General features: G+C 72.5%; 19 protein-coding genes. 8 read left to right on the top strand and 11 right to left on the bottom strand.

The genetic code is table 11. The features are described from left to right. Positions 1-28: 28 nt before the first annotated feature. The 5 genes from mce (at position 29) to DLJ47_RS04440 (ending at position 7,733) form a co-directional block, all read left to right on the top strand. Positions 29-499: a methylmalonyl-CoA epimerase gene (mce, locus tag DLJ47_RS04460; RefSeq protein ID WP_109898828.1), complete on the top strand. Its 471-nt coding sequence runs from the start codon at positions 29-31 to the stop codon at positions 497-499. Between the two features lie 348 nt (positions 500-847). After that, on the top strand, positions 848-2,203 hold the full coding sequence (gene ccrA, locus DLJ47_RS04455; RefSeq protein ID WP_109898834.1) for a crotonyl-CoA carboxylase/reductase: 1,356 nt from the start codon (positions 848-850) through the stop codon (positions 2,201-2,203). A gap of 287 nt (positions 2,204-2,490) precedes the next feature. Beyond that, the gene (locus tag DLJ47_RS04450; RefSeq protein WP_109898827.1) at positions 2,491-3,750 is read left to right on the top strand and encodes a cell division protein DivIVA; all 1,260 of its coding nucleotides are present in this window, start codon (positions 2,491-2,493) and stop codon (positions 3,748-3,750) included. Positions 3,751-3,923: 173 nt separating this feature from the next. After that, the gene (locus tag DLJ47_RS04445; protein ID WP_109898826.1) at positions 3,924-6,170 is read left to right on the top strand and encodes a hypothetical protein; all 2,247 of its coding nucleotides are present in this window, start codon (positions 3,924-3,926) and stop codon (positions 6,168-6,170) included. A gap of 501 nt (positions 6,171-6,671) precedes the next feature. Continuing rightward, a complete protein-coding gene (locus DLJ47_RS04440; protein ID WP_109898833.1) occupies positions 6,672-7,733 on the top strand; it encodes an AI-2E family transporter in 1,062 nt (353 codons plus the stop codon). Positions 7,734-7,804: 71 nt separating this feature from the next. On the opposite strand, the gene DLJ47_RS04435 is transcribed toward DLJ47_RS04440, so the two are convergent. From DLJ47_RS04435 to DLJ47_RS37600, 7 genes are all read right to left on the bottom strand, one after another. Continuing rightward, positions 7,805-8,614 carry an alpha/beta hydrolase gene (locus tag DLJ47_RS04435; RefSeq protein WP_109898825.1) on the bottom strand — a complete coding sequence of 270 codons (810 nt, stop codon included), beginning with the start codon at positions 8,612-8,614 and terminating at the stop codon, positions 7,805-7,807. A 66-nt stretch (positions 8,615-8,680) separates the two neighbouring features. Next, a complete protein-coding gene (locus DLJ47_RS04430) occupies positions 8,681-9,007 on the bottom strand; it encodes a hypothetical protein (protein WP_396775620.1) in 327 nt (108 codons plus the stop codon). Between the two features lie 68 nt (positions 9,008-9,075). Continuing rightward, positions 9,076-10,161 (bottom strand): hypothetical protein, encoded by a 1,086-nt coding sequence (locus tag DLJ47_RS04425; protein ID WP_109898823.1) that lies wholly within the window; start codon positions 10,159-10,161, stop codon positions 9,076-9,078. Further along, complete coding sequence (locus DLJ47_RS04420) at positions 10,158-10,652, bottom strand: SigE family RNA polymerase sigma factor (RefSeq protein WP_109898822.1); 495 nt, start codon at positions 10,650-10,652, stop codon at positions 10,158-10,160. Before DLJ47_RS04420 ends, DLJ47_RS04425 begins: the two co-directional genes overlap by 4 nt. Positions 10,653-10,692: 40 nt before the next feature. Next, entirely contained in the window at positions 10,693-12,483 is a 1,791-nt protein-coding gene (locus DLJ47_RS04415; RefSeq protein ID WP_088992220.1) for a 3-hydroxyacyl-CoA dehydrogenase family protein, read from the bottom strand. A 171-nt stretch (positions 12,484-12,654) separates the two neighbouring features. Further along, positions 12,655-13,716 (bottom strand): alpha/beta hydrolase, encoded by a 1,062-nt coding sequence (locus DLJ47_RS04410; protein ID WP_109898821.1) that lies wholly within the window; start codon positions 13,714-13,716, stop codon positions 12,655-12,657. Positions 13,717-13,801: 85 nt separating this feature from the next. Next, positions 13,802-14,296, bottom strand: a complete 495-nt coding sequence (locus DLJ47_RS37600; protein WP_274703355.1) for an FHA domain-containing protein — start codon at positions 14,294-14,296, stop codon at positions 13,802-13,804. Positions 14,297-14,633: 337 nt separating this feature from the next. On the opposite strand from DLJ47_RS37600, the gene DLJ47_RS04400 reads away from it, so the two are divergent. After that, the gene (locus DLJ47_RS04400; protein WP_109898819.1) at positions 14,634-16,130 is read left to right on the top strand and encodes an aldehyde dehydrogenase family protein; all 1,497 of its coding nucleotides are present in this window, start codon (positions 14,634-14,636) and stop codon (positions 16,128-16,130) included. Between the two features lie 74 nt (positions 16,131-16,204). Here the strand turns inward: DLJ47_RS04400 and nucS are convergent, their stop codons facing one another. Next, complete coding sequence (gene nucS / locus DLJ47_RS04395) at positions 16,205-16,864, bottom strand: endonuclease NucS (RefSeq protein WP_088992216.1); 660 nt, start codon at positions 16,862-16,864, stop codon at positions 16,205-16,207. 71 nt (positions 16,865-16,935) lie between these two features. Between nucS and DLJ47_RS04390 the strand changes: the two genes are divergently transcribed. Continuing rightward, positions 16,936-17,553, top strand: coding sequence for a DUF4126 domain-containing protein (locus DLJ47_RS04390; protein WP_109898818.1), 618 nt, complete (start codon positions 16,936-16,938; stop codon positions 17,551-17,553). A 337-nt stretch (positions 17,554-17,890) separates the two neighbouring features. Here the strand turns inward: DLJ47_RS04390 and DLJ47_RS04385 are convergent, their stop codons facing one another. Beyond that, positions 17,891-18,484 (bottom strand): hypothetical protein, encoded by a 594-nt coding sequence (locus DLJ47_RS04385; protein WP_109898817.1) that lies wholly within the window; start codon positions 18,482-18,484, stop codon positions 17,891-17,893. 430 nt (positions 18,485-18,914) lie between these two features. Here DLJ47_RS04385 and DLJ47_RS04380 point away from each other — a divergent pair, with 430 nt between their 5' ends. Continuing rightward, positions 18,915-20,429 carry an ISL3 family transposase gene (locus DLJ47_RS04380; protein WP_158289774.1) on the top strand — a complete coding sequence of 505 codons (1,515 nt, stop codon included), beginning with the start codon at positions 18,915-18,917 and terminating at the stop codon, positions 20,427-20,429. A 143-nt stretch (positions 20,430-20,572) separates the two neighbouring features. Here the strand turns inward: DLJ47_RS04380 and istB are convergent, their stop codons facing one another. Continuing rightward, positions 20,573-21,364, bottom strand: coding sequence for an IS21-like element helper ATPase IstB (istB, locus tag DLJ47_RS04375; RefSeq protein WP_109898815.1), 792 nt, complete (start codon positions 21,362-21,364; stop codon positions 20,573-20,575). After that, positions 21,364-22,869: an IS21 family transposase gene (gene istA, locus DLJ47_RS04370; protein WP_109898814.1), complete on the bottom strand. Its 1,506-nt coding sequence runs from the start codon at positions 22,867-22,869 to the stop codon at positions 21,364-21,366. The genes istB and istA overlap by 1 nt, the downstream gene beginning before the upstream one ends. Positions 22,870-23,967 lie beyond the last annotated feature (1,098 nt).

Below are 23,967 nucleotides of genomic sequence, written 5' to 3'. Positions count from 1 at the left end.
TTAACGATTGTTCGGCCAGACTAGCGCCATGGCTGAGAACTCCCCCGTCGAGACCGCTGCCGACTATGTCACAGACATCGGGCTGCGCCGGATCGACCACGTCGGGATCGCCGTGGCCGACCTGGACGCCGCGATCGACTTCTACCAGCGGACGTTCGGGATGCGCTGCGTGCACATCGAGACCAACGCCGAACAGGGCGTCCGCGAGGCGATGCTGGCCGTCGGGCCGACCACCGAGGGCGGCTGCGTGCAGCTGCTCGCGCCGCTGACGCCGGAGTCGACCATCGCGAAGTTCCTCGACCGCAACGGCCCCGGGGTACAGCAGGTGGCGTACACCGTGGCGGACATCGACGCGGCCTGCGCGGCGCTGCGCGAGCGCGGCGTGCGGCTGCTCTACGAGACCCCGAAGCGCGGCACCGCCGACTCCCGGATCAACTTCGTGCACCCGAAGGACGCCGGTGGCGTCCTGGTCGAGCTGGTCGAACCGGCTGCGCACTGACCCCGCGGACCGCCCCGCCGCGCCCTCGCGGCGGGGCGGCGCGGAGCCCGCCGGCGCCTCGTCCGGGGTGCCGGGTGGACCCACCCGATGCCCCGGCAGGGACTGCGCGCACCGGCGCCGAGCACGGCACTGCGCGGTTCAACGTTCACCCGGGCACCTTCACGCATCGGTCGATGCGGTTTTTCACAGAGGACTTCCGGCCCTAGCTACCGTTCAGTAACGTCCGCCCCATCGGAACGCGGTCGGTCCCGGATGTGTCGGACGTCGACATGGTTAACGGCCGCCCCGGCGCCGACGATGGCAGCACCCAGGCCCGTGCGCACGGGTGCGGACGAACCGGAGGTCACCGTGCAGGACATCCTCGAAGCGATCATGTCGGCGGAAGGCTCCGCGCAACCGGAGCGGGAACTCGCCGGTCTCGCCGGGCTGCCCGTGCCCGAGTCCTACCGCGGCGTCGTGGTACGCGCCGACGAGACCCGGATGTTCGACGGCATGGCCACCCGGGACAAGGACCCGCGCAAGGCGCTGCACGTGCAGGAGGTGCCGACGCCGGAGCTCGGCCCGGGCGAGGCGCTGATCGCGGTGATGGCCAGCGCGATCAACTACAACACCGTCTGGACCAGCATCTTCGAGCCGCTGCCGACCTTCAAGTTCCTCCAGCGCTACGGCCGGCTCTCCGAGCTGACCCGGCGGCACGACCTGCCGTACCACGTGGTCGGGTCGGACGCCGCCGGCGTGGTGCTGCGGACCGGGCCGGGGGTGACCCGGTGGTCCGCCGGCGACGAGGTGGTCGCGCACTGCCTGTCGGTGGAGCTGGAGGACGCGGCCGGGCACGACGACACCATGCTCGACCCGCAGCAGCGGATCTGGGGCTTCGAGACCAACTTCGGCGGGCTCGCCGAGCTGGCGGTCGTCAAGGCCAACCAGCTGATGCCCAAGCCGCGCCACCTGAGCTGGGAGGAGGCGGCCAGCCCCGGGCTGGTGAACTCCACCGCGTACCGGCAGCTGGTCTCGCACCACGGCGCGAACATGAAGCAGGGCGACGTGGTGCTGATCTGGGGCGCCTCCGGCGGGTTGGGCAGCTACGCCACCCAGATGGCGCTGGTCGGCGGCGCCATCCCGGTCTGCGTGGTGTCCAGTCCGGACAAGGCCGAGCTGTGCCGCAGGATGGGCGCCGAGCTGGTGATCGACCGGGCCGCCGAGGGTTTCCGGTTCTGGAAGGACGAGCAGACCCAGGACCAGGACGAGTGGCGGCGCTTCGGCGAGCGGATCCGGGAGCTGACCGGCGGCGAGGACCCGGACATCGTCTTCGAGCACCCGGGCCGGGAGACCTTCGGCGCGAGCGTCTTCGTGACCAAGCGCGGCGGCACCATCGTCACCTGCGCCTCCACCAGCGGATACCAGCACCAGTACGACAACCGTTACCTCTGGATGCACCTCAAGCGGATCGTCGGCAGCCACTTCGCCAACTACCGCGAGGCGTGGGAGGCCAACCGGCTGGTGGCGCTCGGGAAGATCCACCCCACGGTGTCGAAGACCTACCCGCTGGAGCAGACCGGCCAGGCCGCGTACGAGGTGCACCGCAACGCGCACCAGGGCAAGGTCGGTGTCCGCTGCCTCGCCCCGACCGACGGGCTCGGCGTCCGCGACCCGGAGCTGCGGTCCCGGCACGAGGACGCGATCAACCGGTTCCGCGGCCACTGACCCGACAGGGGCCGCCGGCGACGATTGCCGCAACGGTCGATCGCCATTCCACACCGGTCGCGGGCACCCATTCGAGTGCCCGCGACCGGCGGCGACAAAGGGCCGCGGGCGCTTGCCCCGCGGCCCTTTTCCGGCTCTCGGACCCAGCCGTCCGACCCGCCCGGGACCTGCCAAGATCGCCGATTGGTCCGGTGTCCGGCGGACGTCGAAGTTGACCATGTAAACAGGACAGCAAAGCTCGGCACCGCTCTTGCGAAGGACCCTGGGGCGTCTGCGAGTATGTCCCAATGCCCCAGCAGCAGTCCTCCCCTCTCGCGTTCTTCGATAACGCGAACTCGCAGCCAGATTTCACCGTCGGCCTGCGCGGATACAACACTCACCAGGTCGATGACTTCATCGGCCGGATGACCGCCGCGCTGACCCAGTCCGAGCAGGCCCGCGCCGAGGCCGAGCAGCGGATGAACGACGCGCAGCGTCGGCTCCGCCAGGCCGAGCAGCGCATGGCCGCGCTGGAGCAGAAGCTCACGGACACCAACAAGCAGCTCGAGGAGAACAGCCGGCCGACCCTCTCCGGCCTCGGCACCCGCGTCGAGCAGATCCTCCGCCTCGCCGAGGAGCAGGCCAACGACCACCGCAACGAGGCCAAGCGCGAGTCGGAGGGCATCCTGTCCGCCGCCCGCCTCGAGGCGCGGGAGATCACCGACAAGGCCCGCGCCGAGGCGGCCGCGATGAAGGCCACCGCCGAGCGGGAGGCGGGCAACGTCCGCACCGCCGCCGAGCGGGAGGCGGCCGAGGTCCGGGTGCAGGCCCGCCGCGAGGCCGACACGCTGCGCGCGGACGCCGACCGCGAGACCAAGCAGCTGCGCACGGTCACCGCGCACGAGGTGGCCGAGCTGAAGTCCACCGTCGAGCGGGAGGTCGCCACGCTGCGCGCCACCGCCGAGCGGGAGATCACCCAGCAGCGGGCCAAGGCGGCCCGCGAGGCCGAGGAGAAGCGCGCCGAGGCGACCAAGCTGCTCACCGACGCCCGCGACAAGCGCGACAAGGACCTCCAGGCCCTTGAGCTGCAGCTCGCCGAGCGGCGCGAGAAGGCCGAGCGCGAGGAGTCCGAGCGGCACGCCGCCCAGGTGGCGCAGACCCAGAAGCTGGTCAGCGAGGCCGAGCAGCGGGCCCGGGCCGCCCAGGAGCGGGCCAAGGAGATCGAGCAGCGCGCCGAGGCCCGTCGGGTCGAGTCGGAGCGCACCGCGAACGAGACGGTGGAGAAGGCCAGGGCGCTGGCCGAGAAGACGCTGAACGAGGCGCGGGCCGAGTCGCAGCGGCTGCTCAGCGAGGCGCGCACCGAGGCCGAGCTGACCACCCAGGCCGCCCGCCGCGAGGTGGAGGACCTCACCCGCCAGAAGGACGCGGTCACCGCGCAGCTGGGCCAGATGCTCTCCGGTCTCGCCGGCATCGTGCCCGGCGTGCCGAGCTCGGCCGCGCCCGCGCAGGAGGCGAAGAAGGCCGCCGACGACAGCGGCGACAAGGTGGCCGCGGAGACCGCCGGCTGACCGGCCCGGCCGGGGCATGACACGGCGCGGGGTGACACCGGGTGACCGGTGGCTCCCCGCGCCGTATGCGTTTCCCGGTCCGTGGGAGCCGAGCGCCGAAACGCAGTGAAACAGGTCCCAACAGGGGCGTCCGTATCGCCCCAGGAGGGCCCGATGCGTGTGAGGATGGGGGCATGTCGCACGGCGAGGAACTGTTCGCTCTCGGCGGGGACGTGACCACGGAGCCCAGCTTCGAGTCCGCTCTGCGGGGGTACGAGAAACGACAGGTCGACCGGTACGTCGCGCGTGCGGAGCACGAGATCGCGACCCTCGCGGCTGAGCGGGAGCAGGCCTACACACAGATCCACAAGCTGGCCGGTCAGGTCGAGGTGCTCCAGCGGGATCTGGCTCAGGTGCGCAAGCAGGTCGGGGTGGTCGACCGCGCCTCGTTCCGGCACCTCGGCCCCCGGGTCGAACAGATCCTCACCCTCGCCGAGGAGCAGGCCGAGGCGATCCTGCGCGAGGCCAACGAGGAGATCGAGGCCCGCCGCGCCGCCGCCGAGCACATCATCGAGGAGGCCCGCGCGGAGGCCGCCAAGGCGCTCAAGGACTTCGAGATCGCGCTGGCCGCCCGCCGGGCCGAGGAGGAGCGGCACACCGCCGCCCGCAAGGCCGAGGCGGACGCCGCCGTCAAGTCCGCCAAGGCGGAGGCCGAGCGGCTGCGCAAGGCCGCCCAGGAGGCGCTGAGCAAGGCGCAGCAGGAGGCCACCCAGCTGCGCGACGCGGCGAAGGAGATCCACACCCGGGCCCAGCAGGAGGCGTCCAAGCTGCGCGAGGCGGCCAAGGAGGCGCACGCCAAGGCCCAGCAGGAGGCGACCGAGCTGCGCGAGGCGGCCAAGGAGGTGCACGCCAAGGCCCAGCAGGAGGCCCGCCGCCTGGTCGAGCAGGCCACCGAGGCCGGCCGGGCCACCCACGCCAAGGCCCAGCGCGAGGCCAAGCAGATCATCGACGACGCCAGCACCGCCGGCCGGGCCACCCGGGAGAAGGCCCGCCAGGAGGCGGAGCGGCTGACCACGCAGGCGGCCGAGTCCGCCCGGCGCAGCCGGGCCGAGACCGAGGCGTACGTGCAGCGGATGCGCAGCGAGACCGAGGCGTACGTGCAGCACGCCCGGGCGCAGACGCAGCAGGAGCTGGGCGCCTGGCGGGCCGGCGTGGAGAAGGAGGTGAACGGCCGGCGCGAGGCGGCCGACCGGGAGCTGGCCCAGCGGCGGGCCGCCGCCGAGCAGGAGTTCACCACCCGCCGCACCGAGCTGGAGAAGCAGTACAAGACCCGCAACGCCGAGCTGGAGAAGCAGCACAAGACGCGGCAGGACGAGCTGGAGTCGACGTACACCAAGCGGCGCACGCAGCTGGAGTCGGAGTACCGCACCCGCAAGAACGAGATCGAGCAGGGTGCCGCCGCGGTCCGCGAGGCCGCCGAGCGGGACGCGCTCACCATGCGCCAGCAGGCCGAGGAGGAGGCCACGACGCTGCTCAGCCGGGTCGAGTCGGAGGCGGCCGAGAAGCGGCGCACGGCCGACGAGTACGTGGCGACCTCCCGCCGGCAGTTCGAGGAGTACGCCGCCACCACCCAGCAGCACCTGGCCACCACCCAGCAGCACCTCGCCGCCACCCAGCAGGAGGCGGCCGCCGGCCGGCAGCAGCTCGCCCAGGTGATGCTGGAGATCGCCCAGGCCCAGCAGCAGCTCGCCGACCTGCGCCAGGAGACCTGGCAGTCCCGGCAGGAGTCCGACGAACTCCAGCGGCAGGTGGCCGAGCTGCGGTTGCAACTGGCCACCGCCGGCGGCCGCCCCGCCGGCACCGACGGCGCCACCGTGGCCGCGCCGACGACCGGCCCGAAGGCCGGCACCGCGAAACGCCCCGACGGCGCGGTGAAGCCGGCCGGCCCGGGTTCCAAGCCGGCGTCCGACGCCAAGCCGGCGTCCGGGATCCCGGCGGGTGCCGCGGCGCGACCGGCCACCGCGGCGGAGGCGAGCGCGAAGCCGGCCAGCCCTCCGCGCACCGGCCAGAAGCAGACCGTGGACGCGGGCGGCCCGAAGCCGGCCGGCGACGCCGCGGCGGCGGTCTCCGGCGCGAAGCCGGCGGGCGGACCGGACGGGAAGCCGGCCGGCGCCACGCCGGACGGGAAGCCGGCCGGCGGCAAGCCGGCCGGGGCCGGGCAGGCGGAGGCAGGCCCGGTCGCCGAACCGGTGACCACGGCGGACGGCGGCGGGGCCGGTGTGGGCGGCGAGCCGACGGTGGCTGCGGTCCCGGGTGAGGGCGGCCGAGGCGCCACCCCGACGAAGATCACCAGCACCGGCGAGAACGGCAAGCGACCCACCAAGCCGACCATCGACGAGCGCAGCGCCAAGCCCAGCACGGTCAGCGCCGAGAAGGACTGACCGGGGCCGCGGCGTCCCGCCCACGCCAGGCCGCCGGATCCGGCGCCCCGGCGTCGCGGTGGCGGCCGACCACGCCCGACCGCACCCGTCGCGTGCCCCGGCTGAGCGCCCAGGCCCGTCCGTCCACATCGTCGACCGGCCAGCAGGGGCCCGGACGGCGCGGGGCGTGCGTGCTGGCCGGCGCAGCCCGAGTGTCCGTCGATTCGTCGTACCGTCCCCTGGGCCCGCTACGCTCCTGGCTGGAACCCGCTCGCGCGGGTCGGCAGCGGTGTCCGGTGGATCCGCCGGACGTGACCGGAGGAGGTCCCGGTGGCGCAGGGCGAGCCGACGACGCACGGACCGGACCCGGAGCGGCCGGAGGCATCCCGGCCCGGCGCGGAACCGGACCGCTCCGGGACCTCGGCGCCGGCCGGCACCCCGGCGGCGGCGCGGGAGCCGAGCGGGCCGGACGCGACACCCGGGGAGGGCAGCCGAGCCGGTTCGAACGACGACGACCCGCCAATCTTCACCGCGTCCGGGCGGTTCGGCCGGCCCGGGCGCCCGCTGCGCCGCAACAGCTTCCTGGTCGGCTTCACCGGTGCGCTCGGCGCGCTGCTCGCGTACACCGTCTACCTGGGGCTGCGCAACGCGGCCGGGATCCTGGTCCTGGTGGTCATCGCGCTCTTCCTGGCCGTCGGCCTGAACCCGGCGGTGCTCCGGCTACGGCGGTTCGGCCTGCCGCGCGGTCTGGCCGTGGCGGTGGTCGCGCTGACCGTGCTGCTGCTGCTCTGCGGCGGCGTGGTGGCGCTGGTGCCGCCGATCGTCACCCAGTCCAGCCAGTTCATCGAGCAGCTGCCGAGCTACGTCGAGGCGCTGCGCCGCAACCAGGCCGTCAACGACCTCGTCGAACGGTACGACGTGATGGAGCGGGTGCAGAGCGCCGCCAACGCGGAGACCGTCGGCCGAGCCCTGGGCGGCGTGCTCGGCGGCGCCCAGCTCATCTTCGGCACCATCTTCCGGGCCCTCACCGTGCTCGTGCTGACCATCTACTTCCTGGTCTACTTCGACAAGCTCCGGGCGCTCGGCTACGCGGTGGTGCCGGCCTCCCGTCGGGAACGGGTGCGGCTGATCGGCGACGAGATCCTGACCAAGGTGGGCGCGTACATGGTCGGTGCGCTCAGCATCGCGGTGCTGGCCGGGGTGAGCACCTTCGTGTTCGCGCTGATCGCCGGGCTGCCGTACCCGTTCGCCCTGGCCGTGGTGGTCGCGGTGGCCGACCTGATCCCGCAGATCGGCGCCACCCTCGGCGCGGTCCTCGTCAGCCTGGTCGGCTTCGCCACCGACCTGCCGGTCGGCATCGCCTGCGTGGTGTTCTTCGTGATCTACCAGCAGGTGGAGAACTACCTCATCTATCCCAAGATCATGCGCCGGTCGGTGGAGGTCAACGAGGTCGCCGCGCTGGTCGCCGCGCTGCTCGGGGTGGCGCTGATGGGCGTGGTGGGCGCGCTGCTGGCCATCCCGCTGGTCGCGGCCGTCCAGCTGATCCTGCGCGAGGTGGTGCTCCCCCGACAGCAGTCCCGCTGATCCGGCCGGCGGGCCGGCCAGCCCGGCCCGGGCGGGTCAGCCCGGCCCGACCGCCGGACCGGCGGACCCGCTCAGCCGGCCTGGCCGGCGGGCGGACCGGGCACCGGACGGTCGGCGAACGAGGCCACCGTGCGGTCGGCGTACGCGCTCACGTCGCCGGAGGTCATCGGGCCGTCCCAGGTGGTCGGCAGCGGGACCGTGGCGGCCGGGTTGACCCGGCGGACCACCTCGTCCAGCGCGGTCTCGGCGTCACCGACCCAGAGGTGCTTGGCCCCCGGCACCCCGACCACCTCGGCCTGCGGCACCGCCGCGAAGCGCTCCCGGGCCTCGTCCGGGCGCAGGTAGTCGTCGAACTCGGGGACGAGCGCGACCAGCGGCTTGCCGGCGTCCGCCCACTGGGCCAGGTCGGCCGGGGTGGAGAAGCGCAGCGGCGGGGAGAGCAGGATGGCCCCGGTCACCGCCGGGTCGCAGCCGTACTTGAGGGTCAGGTCGGTGCCGAACGACCAGCCGAGCAGCCAGATCTCCGGCAGCTCGTGGAACTCGGCGTACTCGATGGCGGCGGCGACGTCGAAGCGCTCGCCGACCGCGTTGTCGAAGGCGCCCTCGCTGGTGCCCCGCAGGCTGCTGGTGCCCCGGGTGTTGAACCGCAGCACGGCCAGGTCGGCCAGGGCGGGCAGCCGCCAGGCCGCCTTGCGGAAGACGTGGCTGTCCATCATCCCGCCGTGCGTGGGCAGCGGGTGCAGGCAGACCAGGGTGGCCACCGGCTCCCGGTCCAGCGGGCGGGCCAGCTCGCCGACCAGCCGCAGACCGTCCGCGGTGTGCAGCTCGATGTCCTCACGGCGCCCGGGCAGGATGGAGGACGCGCGGATCGGTGTGCTCACCCCTCCAGTCTCACCCGCGTCGCGGGTCGCCGCCGGGCGGGGCGGAAACAGGGTGATCCAGATCGCTCAGCCGTGCCGGGGGGCGCCCCGGCCGCGCTGGATCACCGGCCCGCGCCGGTCCCGCGCCCGCCAGCAGCCGGTGTGCCAGTGCCGGCGGTCGCTCAGGTCGCCGCGGCCGTCCACCGGCCAGGCCACCACGTGCGCCACGCCCGGACGGATCTCCTGGTCACAGCCGGGGCAACGGTACGTCTTGACGGACGCCCCGCCGGAGATCCCGCGTACCTGCCAGTCGCCGTCCCGCCACTGCTGCACGGTCGGCACGCCGTGTCGGGCGCGCGCGGCGTCCAGGCCGGGGCTCTCGTCCCGGCGGGGGCGGTTGCGACGGGGGCTCACGGTCACCAAGCGTACGGGCAGCCGGCCGGAGCGGCCCGCGTCGGGCGGCTCCGGCCGGCGGTCGCCGGTCAGGGCCAGGTCTGCGGGCGGGTCGGGTCCTCCGCCAGCCGCGCCCCGGCCAGCAGGACGCCCGCGTCCTGCTCGGTGAAGGCGCCAGGCCGGGTGTTCCCCTCCGGCGGCCAACCGAAGTCCGCGACCACTCTCGTCCTGGGCAGGCCGAGCAGTTCCAGGGTCGTTCCCTTCGGCGACAGGTACGCCGGCCGCCCGCCGACTGTCCGATTCCCCTCGGTCCGGGTGGCCGCCACCTGCGACGCGTACCGGTAACTCACCCACATGCTCTGGTCGGCGCCGCGCCGGATGGTGAACTGCGCGGTGATCAGGCCGGGGTACGAGGCGACGTCCACCGAGCACCAGCCGATCTCCGCCCCCGCGGGCAGCGCGCCGAGCCGTAGCGGACTGGCACAGCGGCGCGCCTCGTCCCACCGCAGCGCGGCCATGGCCTGCGTCAGGGCGGCCGGATCCTGTCCCTGGCTGCTGCTGGCCCGGGCGTAGCGACCGGCACCCGGGCTCCACCAGACGACCAGGCCGAACCGCTCCGTCGTACCTTCCAGCGCCACCCGCTGGACCGTTCCGTCGAAGGCGCCGGGCCGGCCGCCCGGCGGGGTCGGCCGGAACTCGACCGGTGTGCCCTTGAGCACCTCGGCGGAGCGGGCCACCTCCACGGTGACCACCGGCCCGCCCGCCACGTCCAGGCGGACGGTCTCCACCCCGACCACGGCGTTGACCTCCCAGCCGAGGTAGCGCGCCCGGCCGGTGTCCACGCCGAAGTGCAGCACCTGCGGATCCGTGCCGATCCGGGCCGGGTCAGCGGCGGCCCCGGGCACCCCGTCGGCGCGAGGCGGCACCGGTGCGGCGACGGGCGGCGTGGCCGCGGTCCAGGGCAGCCGGCCGGGCAGCCCGGTGAGGTCCGGCCCGGTCACCCCGACGAAGCCGAGTACGCCGACCAGGGCCAACGCCATGCCCGTGGCGGCCCGGCGACGCAGTTGGCGGCGGCGACCCCTGGCCCGCGAGGCCGACAGCAGCCGGTGGGAATCGATCTCTCCCTCGGCGTGCTCCCGCAGCACCGAGGCGATCCGCTGGTCAAGGTCGGTCAAGTCCGGCTCCCCTTGGTCGTCGGGACGCCGCAGCGCTCCCGGAGGTGGGCGAGCGCCCGCATCGCGTGAGTGCGGACGGTGACCGGGGAGCAGTCCAGGATCTGGGCGATCGTCACGTCGTCCAGGTCCTCGTAGTAGCGCAGCACCAGCACGGCGCGTTGGCGGTCGGGCAGGGCGCTGATCAGCCGCCACATCTCGTCCCGGTCGGCCGCCTCGCCGCCGAGGTCGCCGTGCTGGGGGCGCTCGGTGAAGCTGGCCACCGCCACCTCCCGGCTGGACCGCCGCCGCCACCAGGAGGTGTTCGCGTTCACCAGCATCCGGCGCACATACACGTCGGGCCGGTCGGTGCGGGCGATCCGGCGCCAGTGCACGTACGCCCGGGCCAGCACGTCCTGGGTGAGGTCCTCGGCCCGGTGTGCGTCGCCGGTCAGCAGCCGGGCCAGCCGGATCAGGGCCGGGCCGCGGCTGCCGACGTACTCCTCGAAGGTCACATCCTCCAGACGCCGCCGGCGCCGGCCGGCGTTGACCGGGTCAGCGGTTGGTGTGGTCGCGGAACCCGCGACCGCTCTTGCGGCCCAGGTAGCCGGCGGTCACCAGGTGCTCCAGCAGTGGCGCGGGCGCGAAGCCCGGCTCGCGCAGCTCCAGGTAGAGCTCGCGCTGGATGGCCAGCGAGACGTCCAGGCCGACCACGTCGAGCAGCTCGAACGGGCCCATCGGGTAGCCGCAGCCCAGCTTCATCGCGTAGTCGATGTCGTCGGCGGTGGAGTAGCTCGCCTCCAGCATCTTCACCGCGTCGTTCAGGTACGGGAAGAGCAGCGCGTTGACGATGAAACCGGACCGGTCGCCGCAGACCACGCCGGTCTTGCCCAGCGCCGCGCAGACCGCGCGGGCGGTGGCGGTGGTCTCCGCCGAGGTGCGGATGGTCTGCACGATCTCCACCAGCGGCATGATCGGGGCCGGGTTGAAGAAGTGCAGCCCGACCACGTCGGCCGGCCGCTGGGTGGCCATCGCGACGTCGATCACCGGCAGCGACGAGGTGGTGGTAGCCAGCACCACGCCCGGCTTGCAGATCTCGTCGAGGCTGGCGAAGAGGGCCTTCTTGACGCTGAGTTCCTCGACCACCGCCTCGACCACCAGGTCGACGTCGGCCAGGTGGTCCAGGGCGGCGGACCAGGTGACCCGGCCCAGCGCCGCGTCCCGGTCGGCCTCGCTGAGCTTGCCCCGCACCACGCCCTTGTTCAGCGAGGTCTTGACCGCCTCGCAGACCTTGGCCGACTTCTCCGCGCCCCGGGTCACCGAGACGACCTCGTAGCCGGCCTTGGCGAACACCTCGATGATCCCGGTCGCCATCGTCCCGGAGCCGACCACGCCGACCTTGGCGATGGCCCGGGCGCCGTCGGCCAGCGCCGACCCCGTCGCCACCGGCGTCTGCTCGTCCGGTACGACCACCGGCGAGCCCGGTCGCTCGTAGGTGTAGAAGCCCCGGCCGGACTTGCGGCCGAGCAGCCCCGCGGTGACCATCTGCTTGATCAGCGGCACCGGGGCGTGCCGGCGGTCCCGGCCGCCCCGCCGGTACATGGTGTCCAGGATCTCGTACGCGGTGTCCAGGCCGATCAGGTCCATCAGGGCGAGCGGGCCCATCGGCAGGCCGCAGCCGAGCTTCATGGCCGCGTCGATGTCCTCGCGGCTGGCGTAGTGCGACTCGAACATGCCGACCGCGTGGTTGAGGTAGCCGAAGAGCAGCGCGTTGGCGATGAAGCCGGCCCGGTCGTTGATGGTGACGTCGACCTTGCCCAGCCGCTCGCAGAGCGCCTCCACGTCGGCGACCACGTCGGCCGAGGTGACCACCGTCCGGACCACCTCGACCAGCTTCATGACCGGCGCCGGGTTGAAGAAGTGGATGCCGATGACCTGGTTGGGCCGGGTGGTGGCGACCGAGATCTCGGTGACGCTCAGCGACGAGGTGTTGGTGGCCAGGATCGCCTCGGGCTTGCAGACCCGGTCCAGCTCGGCGAAGATCCGCTGCTTCAGGTCGAGGTGCTCGGGCACCGCCTCGATCACCAGGTCGACCGAGTGCAGCGCGTCCAGCCCCACCTGCCAGTCGACCCGGGCCAGCAGCGCGTCCCGGTCGGCCTCGGCGAGCTTGCCCTTGGCCACCGCCCGGTCGGTGGAGCCGGTCAGGGTGGCCCGGCCGCGTTCCAGCGCGGCGTCGGAGATCTCGACCGCGACCACGTCGATGCCGTTGCGGGCGAAGACCTCGACGATGCCGGCACCCATGGTGCCCAGTCCCACCACGCCCACGCTGCTGAACTCGCGCGCCACGACCGGCCTCCCCAATGCTCCGCACGGCCGCATGAACGGCCACTAAGGTTATGCGCGCGAGTCTGCCACGTGACCGTCGGTTGTCGAGACGCCGTGGGATATTTCACCACCGTCGGGCGCTGCCGTCGGTCGATGTCCGCCCCGGGGCGTGCGGGGGGTCGGATCGGCGGGTCAGGCCGTCGGGTTGGCGGTCAGGGCGAGCAGTTCGGCGACGAACTCGGCCGGCCGCTCCAGGTGCGGGCTGTGCCCGCAGCCGGGCAGCAGCACCTCGCGGTAGCTGCCGCCGGCGGCCGCGTACCGGTCGAGCACCGCCCGGGTCTGGCCGACCATCGGCTGCGGCGGGCAGTCCACCTCGCCGGGCCAGCCGGGCACCGCGCCCAGCGACCCCAGGTACGCCAGGTCCATCAGCGCGGTGTCCGAGACGATCACGTCGGCGTCCCCGTGGATCCAGGTGACCGGCGGCTTGTCGGCCACCGCGACCAGGTCGTCGGCGATCCGGAAGTGCGCCGGGGAGAGGGCGTTGAGCACCCCGCGCCGGCCGGGCGCGGTGCCCGGCCAGTTCGCCGAGGCCACCGCCGTGCCCGGGTAGTTGTCCTCCCCGGTGGCCGTGGACAGGACGCTGTCCAGCAGCAGTTCCTCGTCCTCGCCAAGGGACACCGGGTCGGCCACGTAGGTGGCCCGCAGCACGTTACGCGGGCTGGTCGGGGCGTCCGCGCCGCGGTCGCCGGCGGCCAGCCGCTTGACGAAGTCCTGGTTGGCGGTGCCCCCGCCGGTGCCGGCGAAGTCGGCGGTGGTCGGCGTGCCGGCCAGGTCGCGGGTGCCGCCGTAACCGTAGGGCGAGACGGGGGCGGAGAGCAGCAGCGCGGCCACCCGGTCCGGGTGGTCGACCAGCAGCTGCATGGCCACTCCCCCGCCGAGCGAGTGACCGGCCACCACCGGCCGGGCCGCGGTCGGGAACAGCGACCCGTCGTCCAGCAGGGCGGCCACGTCGTCGGCGAAGTCGCGCAGCCCCCGGGTGGCGTCCACCGGGGCGGTGTCGGTCTCGCCGTAGCCGCGCAGGTCGGGTGCGACCACCCGGAGCGTGGCCGGCAGCCGGCGGACCAGTGGCTCCCAGAACAGGGCCGACGAGCAGTTGCCGTGGATCAGCAGCAGCGGTACGCCCTCCGGCGGCCCGGCCACCCGTACCGCCTGGGTGATCCCGTTAGCCGTGACGACCTGCCGCACGCTCTCCATCCGCGGCATGCTGCCACCCGATCGCCGGCGCGTCCATGTGTCCGGCCGCCATGACGGGCCGCCGGGAGGTGGCGGTCCGCCCGCCCTACGGCGCGCTCGGCACGGCTGGCGCGGGCGGCACGGTCGGTTCCGCCGCCACCCCCGGCCCGGCCGGCACCGGCGACTGGCCCGGCGCGTTCCGTACGACGGGCGTGACCGGCACGGTGCGCTCCGCCGGCCGGGCGACGGCGGGCGGGGCGGCGACCGGCAGCGGCAGGGTCGGCCGGTGGTCCCGCCGCGGGGTGCCGATCAGCAGGCCAACCGGGTCGGTGACGGCCACCCCCGGGTCGAAGAACCGCAGCTCGGTACGGCCGAGCCGGATCACGTCGCCGTCGCTGAGCCGCTCCTCGCCGGTGATCCGCCGGTCGTTCAACCAGGTCCCGTTCGTCGAGCCCAGGTCGGCCAGCGACACCCCCTCCGGGGTGAGCCACACCTGGGCGTGCCGCCGGCTCAGGTGCAGGTCGTTCAGCACCACGTCGACGGTCGGCGCACGGCCGATCACCAGCGGCGTCCGGCGAACCCGGAAACTCGCCCCGCGCATCGATCCGCCGGCCACGGTCAACAACGGCAAGAGATTCGGATGTTCCTCCATGGACAGTCAGCCCTCCACCCGCACGGTCACCCCGCGCGTCAGCCTGCCATCAGAAAGTAGTTGTCTCCACCGCCCACGCGGTCAACTCCGCCTCCCCGGGCGGTCAGCCGTCCTTCGTCGGAACGGCATCCGCCTCCCACGTGCCGGACGGCCCCCTCCGCCCGTTCAACGAGCCCGACGACCCGTCCGGTTCACCGGCCCAGCGCGACCGGTGCGGCGGCCGGGCGCGGCGGAGCGCCGGCGCCGACCCCTACCGGCGAGTAATCCTCGGGTCTAGACTTCCGCCATGACGGCAGTGCAGGTCCCGGGCGCCCCCCGCATCGAGGACGGCCTTCTGGTCTCGACCAGCCCCGCGACCGGCGCCGAGGCCGGGCGCTATCCGATCGCCACCGCGGCCGAGGTGACCGAGGCGGTCAAGCGGGCCCGGGCGGCCGCCGAGTGGTGGGCCGGGCTCGGCTTCGCCGGGCGCCGGCAGCGGCTGCTGCGCTGGCGGGCCCTGCTCGCCCAGCGGATCGAGCAGCTCGCCGAGCTGATCCACACCGAGGGCGGCAAGCCGATCGCGGACGCCGTCGTCGAGCTCGTCACCGCCATCGAACACGTGGACTGGGCGGCCCGCAACGCCCGCCGGGTGCTCGGCCCGCGCCGGGTCCGCTCGCGGCTCGTGCTCGCCGAGTTCTCCGCCCACCTCGAATACCAGCCGTACGGGGTGATCGGCGTGATCGGCCCGTGGAACTACCCCGTCTTCACCCCGATCGGATCCACCGCGTACGCGCTGGCCGCCGGCAACGCGGTGGTCTTCAAGCCCAGCGAGTACACCCCCGCCGTCGGGCAGTGGCTGGTCGACAGCTTCGCCGAGGTGGTCCCGGAACACCCGGTGCTCACCGCGGTGCACGGCCTCGGCGACGTCGGCGCGGCGCTCTGCCGCTCCGGGGTCGACAAGATCGCGTTCACCGGCTCCACGGCGACGGCGAAGAAGGTGATGGCGGCCTGCGCCGAGTCGCTGACCCCGGTGCTGCTGGAGGCCGGCGGCAAGGACGCCATGATCGTGGACGCGGACGCCGACCTGGACGCCGCCGCCGAGGCGTGCGTCTGGGGTGCGCTGACCAACGCCGGCCAGACCTGCATCGGCATCGAGCGGGTGTACGCCGTCGAGCCGGTCTTCGACGCCTTCGTCGGGAAGGTGGTGGAGCGGGCCGGCCGGCTCACCGTCGGCGCGGACGGTGCCGACATCGGGCCGATCACCATGCCGAGCCAGCTCGACGTGATCCGCCGGCACATCGACGACGCGCTGGCCCGGGGCGGGCGCGCGGTGCTCGGCGGCGCCGACGCGGTACAGCCGCCGTACGTGCGGCCGACCGTGCTGGTCGACGTGCCCGAGGACTCGGCCGCCGTACGCGAGGAGACGTTCGGCCCGACGCTCACCATCAACCGGGTCCGCGACGCCGAGGAGGCGGTCAGCCGGGCCAACGCCCTGCCGTACGGCCTGGGGGGTTCGGTCTTCGGGCGGCGGCGCGCGGTGGCGATCGCCCGCCGGCTGCGCTCCGGCATGGCCTCGGTCAACTCCACGCTGACCTTCGCCGGGATGTCCACCCTGCCGTTCGGCGGCGTGGGCGAGTCCGGCTTCGGCCGGATCCACGGCGAGGACGGGCTGCGCGAGTTCGGCCGGGCCAAGGCGATCACCCGCCGTCGGGCCCGCTCGCTGCTGCCGTCGACCACCTTCGACCGGACGCCCGCCGACGTCGCCCGACTGGTCAAGGCCATCAAGGTGATGTACGGCCGCTGACCGGCGCCTGCGCTTCCGCGCGTCGGCCCGCTGCGGCCCGCGGGCGACCGCCGCGGGCGGGCGACCGCCGCGGGTCAGAACAGGGTCAGCTCGTCCCGCTCGATGCCGCGCAGCTTGTCGTAGTCCACCACCACGCAGCGGATCCCCCGGTCGGTGGCGAGCACCCGGGCCTGCGGCTTGATCTCCTGCGCCGCGAAGACACCGGCCACCGGTGCCAGCAGCGGGTCGCGGTTGAGCAGTTCCAGGTAGCGGGTGAGCTGCTCGACGCCGTCGATCTCGCCCCGGCGCTTCACCTCGACGGCGACCGTGGCGTTCTGCCCGTCCCGGCAGAGCAGGTCGACCGGGCCGATCGCGGTCATGTACTCCCGGCGGATCAGCGTGAAGCCCTCGCCCAGCGCTGTCGGGTTGGCCGCCAGCAACTCCTGCAGGTGCGCCTCCACGCCGTCCTTGCGCAGGCCCGGGTCGACACCCAGGTCGTACGAGGTGTCCTGGAAGATCTCCTCAAGGGTGATCCGCAGCTCCTCGCCGGCCTTGTTGACCACCCGCCAGACGCCCGGTGCCTCCTCCAGCCGGCACGGCGGGCTCATCCAGTTGAGTGGCTTGTACGCCCGGTCGTCGGCGTGGATGGACACCGACCCGTCCGCCTTCACCATCAGCAACCGGGTGGCCGGCGGCAGGTGGGCCGAGAGCCGTCCGACGTAGTCCACCGAGCACTTCGCAATCACCAACCGCACCTGACGAGGGTAGCGGAGACGCCGGCCGGCGCCACCGAGCGGCACTGGCGTGCCGGTGCGATGCTGAGACGGTGTTCGAAGTCCTCACCGGCACCGGCCTCGCCGCCTCGGCGGGCCTGAACGCCTACATCCCCCTGCTCACCATGGGGCTGCTGGCCCGCTACACCGACCTCATCGACCTGCCGAGCGGCTGGCAGTGGCTGGGCAACGGCTGGGTGATCCTCATCCTCGCCGTGCTGCTCGCCGTCGAAGTGGTCGCCGACAAGGTGCCGGTGGTCGACCACGTCAACGACGTGGTGCAGACCGTGGTCCGCCCGACGGCCGGCGGCCTGGCCTTCGGCGCCGGGTCGACCTCGGAGACGGTCACGGTGAGCGACCCGGGGAGCTTCTTCTCCTCCAGCGAGTGGGTCCCGGTGGTTACCGGGGTGCTGATCGCGCTCGGCGTACACCTGCTCAAGTCGGCCGCGCGGCCGGTCATCAACGCGACCACCGCCGGGGTGGGCGCGCCGGTCGCGAGCACCGCCGAGGACGCCACCAGCGTGGTGATGTCGGTGGTGGCGATCATCCTGCCGGTGCTGGTGCTGGCGTTCCTGGCCGGCCTGGCACTCTTCCTGTTCTGGTTCCTACGCCGCCGGTCCGACCGCCGCCGCGAACGCCAGGCCGCCCGCGCCGCCGGCTACCGGGTCTGACCGCTCTCTCCTGCCCGTGGTCGGGCCCGGCTGCGTTCAGCGTTCAAGGTCCGCCAGGTGGGTGGGCTGCGTCGGGGGCGTGGTTGGGGGTGTGGCCCGGGCCCGCCGTGCCCGGCTCCGCGAGGTGCCGACACCCGGTGGCGGGTGCCGATCGGCCTGCTGCGAAGGCACCGCTGGCCAGCGCCCACGATCGGGGGCCGGCCCGAGTCCGGATAGGCCGCAGGGCCGGCACCCGTGTGGGTGGCGGCCCTGCGGTCGGTGGATGTGCTGCTGGCCGGCACCCGGTGGGTGTCGGCCAGCAGTCCCCCTGTGAGGAAAGTCAGTGCGTGTTCGGTTGTCAGCTGTTCCAGTGCTCGGCGACCAGGTCGGCGGCCTGCTGCTCCCACTGGGCGTAGTGGAACGGGTAGGCCGACACCTGCACGGTCTGGGCGGCCTTGGTCAGCGGCATGTCCTGCCACCCGTCGACCTGCTTGAGACCCTTCAGGAACGCCATCGTCGAGTACTCGGGGTCGGTGATCTGCTCCACCGTGCCCCAACCACTGGACGGGCGCTGCTGGAACAGGCCCTGCGAGTCGTGGTCGTTGCGGTCACCCAGGTGACCCAGGTTCTCCAGCTTCGACTCCTGCAGGCTGGTGGCGATCGCCACCACGGCGGCCCGCTCGTCCATGTCGGACTTCTTCGTCGCCGCGATGATCGCCTTCACGTTCTCCACCTGCTCACCGTTCAGGTCGATGCGCGACTGCTCACCCTGCACACCATGCGGCACCAGCTTCGCCTTGTCGACGCCCGGCTTGTCCGCCTGCACCACGGCGACCGGCTTCACGGCCTCAACCGGGGCGGCCTCGGCGTTGGTGGCGGGGCCGGCGAAGATGCCACCGGCGAAAGCCAGACCAGCAATACCCAGAACGCTCTTACGCATGATCGTGGTCATCACAAGCTCCTTCGGGGGATGACGCCACCAAACCCAGGGGGACGGGCGAGGTAGCGCAAGCACCATCAGGCGCTCAAGACTTGGGGGAAGAACTCTTCGGCACTCTCACCGGGCGGGGGATGTCCGCCCTGGCCGGTGCCGGGTGCCCGGCCGACCAGCGGGGCGGTGCCCCGCGCGGTGCCGGACTGTGTGTAACGACCGCCAGCCCACCATCATTCCGGGGCCACGACCCTCATCCGGCCGATGCCGGGGCGGGACCGTTTGTCAACGGTCTCTTTGATCTGGCTCTGGCACGAACTTGGTGAAAGCGGGATCGGCTCGCCCCCCCCGGCTGTCGGTTGTGATCCACGATGGATGATCATGTCCATGGTGTGGTGATCATGGTTTGGAAGGGTTACTGCCCCATCTCGCGGCCCTGCGGATCCGGCACGTGCGTGCCGAGGGGCGGTCGGTTTGGCTGGAAGCTGACGTTTCGGCTGCTGACGCAGGGTGCCCGGCCTGCGAGTCGAGGTCGGTGCGGGTACACAGCCGCTACCAACGGGTCCTGGCCGACCCGGCGATCGGTGGCCGGCCGACGCTGCTACGCGTACGTGTCCGCAGGTTTTTCTGCGACAACACCGTCTGTGAACGGCGAACCTTCGCCGAGCAGGTGCCGGAGCTGACCACACCGTATGCCCGCCGCACTCCGCTGCTGCGCGGTGTCCTGGAGAAGATCGCCTTGGCGTTGGGTGGCCGACCGGGCGCGCGGATGACCCGTCTGCTGGCCGTGGAGGTGTCCCGCATGACCATGTTGCGGCTGGCCCGGGCGCTGTCAGTGCCGGATCGCGGCACTATCGCGGTGGTCGGGGTCGACGACTTCGCGTTCCGTAAGGGCAACACCTACGGCACCGTCATCGTCGACATGCACACCGGTCGGCCCGTCGACCTGCTGCCCGACCGCCACGCCGACACGTTCGCCGACTGGCTGCGCGCCCACCCTGGTGCTCAGGTGATTTGTCGTGATCGGGCCAGCGGGTATGCCGAGGGTGCCCGGCTCGGTGCGCCGGACGCGATCCAGGTCGCCGACCGCTTCCACCTGCTGCAGAACCTCACCCAGGCGGTCGACCGGGTCGTTCGTGCCCACCGTGCCTGCCTCAAGGACCGACCCGAGGCCGACGCCGTCGCGCAGCCGCGCCCGTCCGCCGGGGGTGAGCCGGGCCGCCGGGCCGAGGTGACCCGGCAACGGCACGCCGAGATCCATGCCCTACACACCACCGGCATCGGCACCACCGCGATCAGCCGCGCGCTGAACCTCGACGGCAAGACGATACGCCGCTACCTACGCGCGGCGACCGCGGACGAGCTGCTCACCGAGACCGTCCCACGGCCCCGTGACCTCGACGAGCACACCGCCTACCTCGTCTCCCGGTGGGAACAGGGCTGCACTAACGCGGTCCGGCTGACCACCGAACTGCGCGAACGCGGCTACCGCGGCAGCGCCCGCACGGTGCGCCGACTGCTGCAGACCTGGCGCGACGGCACGATCAAACCGACCGCCGTGACCGCGGTCGCGCCGAAACCCAGGGAAGTGACCGGCTGGATCATCCGGCCCGCCGGCGATCGCTCCGACGATGAGCAGTGCGGCCTGACCCGGATCCTTGAGCGGTGCGACAGCCTACGCACCATCGACCGGCTGGTCAGCGACTTCGCCGGGATGCTGCGCCAACGTCAGGGCCAGCACCTGGACACCTGGATCACCCAGGCCAAGGAAAGCGGCGTCGCGCAGCTGGCCGGCTTCGCCGCCGGCCTGGTCAAGGACTACGACGCCGTCCGTAACGGCCTCACCCTGCCCTACAACAGCGGCGCAGTAGAGGGCAACGTCTGTCGACTGAAAGCGATCAAAAGACAGATGTACGGCCGTGCGAACTTCGACCTCCTCCGGCTCCGCGTCGTCCTCGCCGAATAGCCACCGCAGATGAGGCGGAATCACGAACCTCGTGCCAGAGCCTTTGATCTCCCCGTAGGCGGCCGGCAGTTGTCCCCGCTGACGGCCGCGGAGTTCTCCCCAACGGCGGCCAGATAGTTCCCCGCCGTTGGTTGTTCGGGGTGTCAGGTCAAGGGCTTCACTCCTTGTCCGGTGGTGGCCTGGTTCAGTCGGAAGCTGTCACCCTGTGTGACGACGACGTGGGCGTGGTGCAGGAGCCGGTCAACCGTCGCGGTCGCGAGGGTTTTGGGCATGATCTCGTCGAAGCCGGAGGGGTGCAGGTTCGAGCTGACGGCGAGGCTGCGTCGTTCGTAGGCGGCGTCGACGAGGCGGTAGAAGCCTTCGGCGGCATCGGGTGAGACGGGTAGCAGGCCGATGTCGTCGACGATGATCAGGTCGCAGCGGATGAGTCGGGCGAGGGCTCGGCTGACGGAGTCGTCGACGCGGTGGCGGCGCACGAGGGCGCCGAGGTCTTCGATGGTGAACCAGGCCACGGTCATGCCGGCTTCGACGGCGGCTTGGCCGAGGGCTTCGCAGAAGTGGCTCTTGCCGGTGCCGGATGGTCCGCAGATGGACAGGTTCTCCTTGCGGTGGATCCATTCCAGAGTCTTCAGCGCGTCCTGTGTGGGACGTGGGATCGACGAGGCGGTCTCGTCCCAGTCGCCGAAGGTCTTGCCTGCCGGGAACGCGGCGCGTTTGCGGCGGGTGCGCAGGTTCGCCGCGTCACGGCCGGCGGCTTCCTCAGCGAGGAGGACGCGGACGACTTCGGCGGGGTCCCAGCGTTGAGCTTTGGCGGTGGGGATCAGGTCGGCCATCGCTTTGCGGATGTGGGGCAGTTTCAGCCGGCGGGTCAGCTCGATCGCCTCGGCGAGGGGGTCACCGGCAGGGCCGGTGATAGTGCGGATCGGGGCGGCCATCAGGGGTTGCTCCTGTCGTTGACGGTGCCGAAGCGGGCCCATGCGGAGGTGCCCGGTTGCAGGCTGTGGGCCTCGCTGGCCCGGGTGGGTTCGCCGCCTGCGCCGGCGGCCTGGTGGGCGAGGATGCGGATGATGTCGTTGTCGGCGAACCGGCCGGCTATCGCGGCGGTGCCCAACGCCCGGTCCACTTGGGCGGCGCCGTGCAGCTTGGCCAGGGCGCAGGCTTCGGCCATCTTGCGGCGCACCCCTCGAGTTCCGGCCGCGGCGGCCTCGACCAGCCACGAGGCCGCACCCGGGCCGAGGGCCAGGAACGCGGCTTCCTCGGCCGTGCGGGCCTTCGGCGTGCGGTCGCCGTCACGGCTGGCCCTGGGCGGGTAGTGGGCGTCGATGATCGACGGGCTGCCGGGGGTGGAGCGTGGATGCCGGGCGACCTCGGTCGGACCATCGGCGCCGACCGCGGTGACGATCAGTTCGTCACCGTGGAAGCGGGCCCATACCCGGGTGTCGACGAGTTCGTGCGGCACCGAATAGCGCACGCCCTCCACGGAAATGGTGCAGTCCCAGTTCACCCGGCGGGTGGTGCCGAACGCGACGGTGAACGGCTCGCCCGGCAACGGATGCAGCCGCACCCGTTCCTCCGCGAGGGCCTCGACCGGGCGGCGGCGGGTCTCGCGGTGCACCCGCGCGTTCACCTCCTCGGTGAACTGCCGGCAGGCCGCCTCGAGTTCGGCGAACGTGCGGTACTCCGGCAGCAGGTTCGCATCCGTGGGCACCAAATCCGCCTTGGCGATCTTCACGGTGTTCTCCGAACCGCCCTTCGATTGCGGGTCGGCCGGCACGCAGGTGCGGATCGTCATCCCGTAGTGCCGGGCCACCGCCACGATCTCCGGGTTACGCACCGCGATGTCCGCGACATGCTCGACAGTGATCGTCTTCTCGTTGTCGGTCAACGCATACGCCGGCACCCCACCCAACCGGCGCAACGTGGCGTCCAGACAGGACACAATCGTCGGCAGCGTCTTGTCGAAAGTCGGGATCACCACCCGAAACCTCGACCAGGCCAGCCACGCGCACCACAACGACGTACGCCGCCCACCGATGCGCGGACCCTCACCCCAGTCGAACTGCAGCCACAGCCCCGGCTCCGGGATCCACGGCCGGAACACCCGCCGCTGCCCGGCGGCGAAGCGGGCCTTGACCTCCGCGACCGCCCGCCGGGTGGTGCGCTCACCACCGCCGAAGCCCATCGCGGTGATCCGCCGGTGCACCACATCCGCGCGGACCCGCCCACCCGAACGGGCCACCAACTCCTCGATCTTCGCCACGTACTCATCGATCGGCCGGGCCCGGTGCACCCGCGCCTCGGGACTCTGCCCGGACTCCCGCAACTTCACATACCGGGCAACCGTGTGATGATCACACCCAGCCAACTCCGCCGCCGCACGGTAACTCCCCGTGAGGTCGTATGCCTCCAAGATTTCCACGATCTCCCTGCCGCTCTTCACGCCGTCGACCCTCGCCGACCGGCACTCTGACCTGGTCAGCGGGGAGGTATCTGGCCATCCACGGGGAGATCCCTGGCCACCAGCGGGGCGACATATGGCCGCCTACGGGGAGTATTCACTGGCCGCCGACAACCGTTGCTGCGATCGCCGGGGGATGTAACGACCCGCCGCCCGCCAACATTCCGGGCCACGACCCTCAACCAGCCGAAGCCAGGCGGGGCGCTGCTGCGATCGCCGGGGGATGTAACGACCGGCCGGCCGGCATCATTCCGCCGAACCCACCGGGCCGGTCGGTGCCGGCGGCGTGCCCTTGCTCGATCGTCCGCATGATGTAACGCCCCCGACCCGGCCCCGATTCCACCACCCGGATGCCACCGATCACACCCCCAAACCCGACAAACACCCCGCCTTCGTCGTCGGGCCAAGCCCATCGTCGAGCGTCCGCGGGATGATCGACACCATGTCGCCGACAGGGGGCCATCCCGGACGAGTCGATACCGCCACATCGGCGAACCGACGGCGAGCCCATCCGCGCCCGCGGAGCCCGATGCGCGGAATGCCCGGATACCGGATGCCCGGGTGGACCTGGGTTGCATCACCTGCCGGGGAAGAAGCAGCCGGCGGATCCGCAGGCGCTTCAGAGCTGCCCCGTCTGTAGGGGCGCGCGGCCCGTCTGCAGGGGCGCGGGGCATCGTGCGCGAGCACGACGACCGGTCGTCGCCAGCCCAGTGGTCCCATGCACGGGGCAGCTCGACAGGACGCCGCACCAAGCATCAACCACGGCAAGGCCGTCGGGCTCCTGGTAAGCCCGACAACGCGGCCGACAAGCCCCGACTCGTCGCCGGGCTGTGCTCGCCACATGCGCAGCCTGGCCAGGTCGCTCTCGTCGCCGGTCTCCGGGGGACCCGCGTGCTGGTGCGCGAGCCGGGTGGTCACACGCGCGAGCGTGATACCTCTGCGGCATATCGATGTGTTCCGCACCGGGTTTGATGGAGACATCGAAACCTGGGAGGAACACCAGCGATGCCCGCACCGAAGAAGTACAACGATGAGCTGCGTGAGCGTGCGACCCGGTTGGCGCTCGAGGCCCGCCGGGAT

This window comes from Micromonospora sp. S4605, from assembly GCF_003176715.1.
In the GTDB taxonomy this organism is placed as follows: domain Bacteria; phylum Actinomycetota; class Actinomycetes; order Mycobacteriales; family Micromonosporaceae; genus Micromonospora; species Micromonospora echinaurantiaca.
This window is presented reverse-complemented; position numbering and strand designations above follow the sequence as displayed.

Coding starts and splice junctions, on each gene's coding strand:
- DLJ47_RS37600 (WP_274703355.1), bottom strand. CDS start 14,296: ATGCGCGGGGCGAGTTTCCGGGTTCGCCGGACGCCGCTGGTGATCGGC.
- DLJ47_RS04385 (WP_109898817.1), bottom strand. CDS start 18,484: ATGACCACGATCATGCGTAAGAGCGTTCTGGGTATTGCTGGTCTGGCT.
- DLJ47_RS04400 (WP_109898819.1), top strand. CDS start 14,634: ATGACGGCAGTGCAGGTCCCGGGCGCCCCCCGCATCGAGGACGGCCTT.
- mce (WP_109898828.1), top strand. CDS start 29: ATGGCTGAGAACTCCCCCGTCGAGACCGCTGCCGACTATGTCACAGAC.
- DLJ47_RS04445 (WP_109898826.1), top strand. CDS start 3,924: ATGTCGCACGGCGAGGAACTGTTCGCTCTCGGCGGGGACGTGACCACG.
- DLJ47_RS04410 (WP_109898821.1), bottom strand. CDS start 13,716: ATGGAGAGCGTGCGGCAGGTCGTCACGGCTAACGGGATCACCCAGGCG.
- istB (WP_109898815.1), bottom strand. CDS start 21,364: ATGGCCGCCCCGATCCGCACTATCACCGGCCCTGCCGGTGACCCCCTC.
- DLJ47_RS04450 (WP_109898827.1), top strand. CDS start 2,491: ATGCCCCAGCAGCAGTCCTCCCCTCTCGCGTTCTTCGATAACGCGAAC.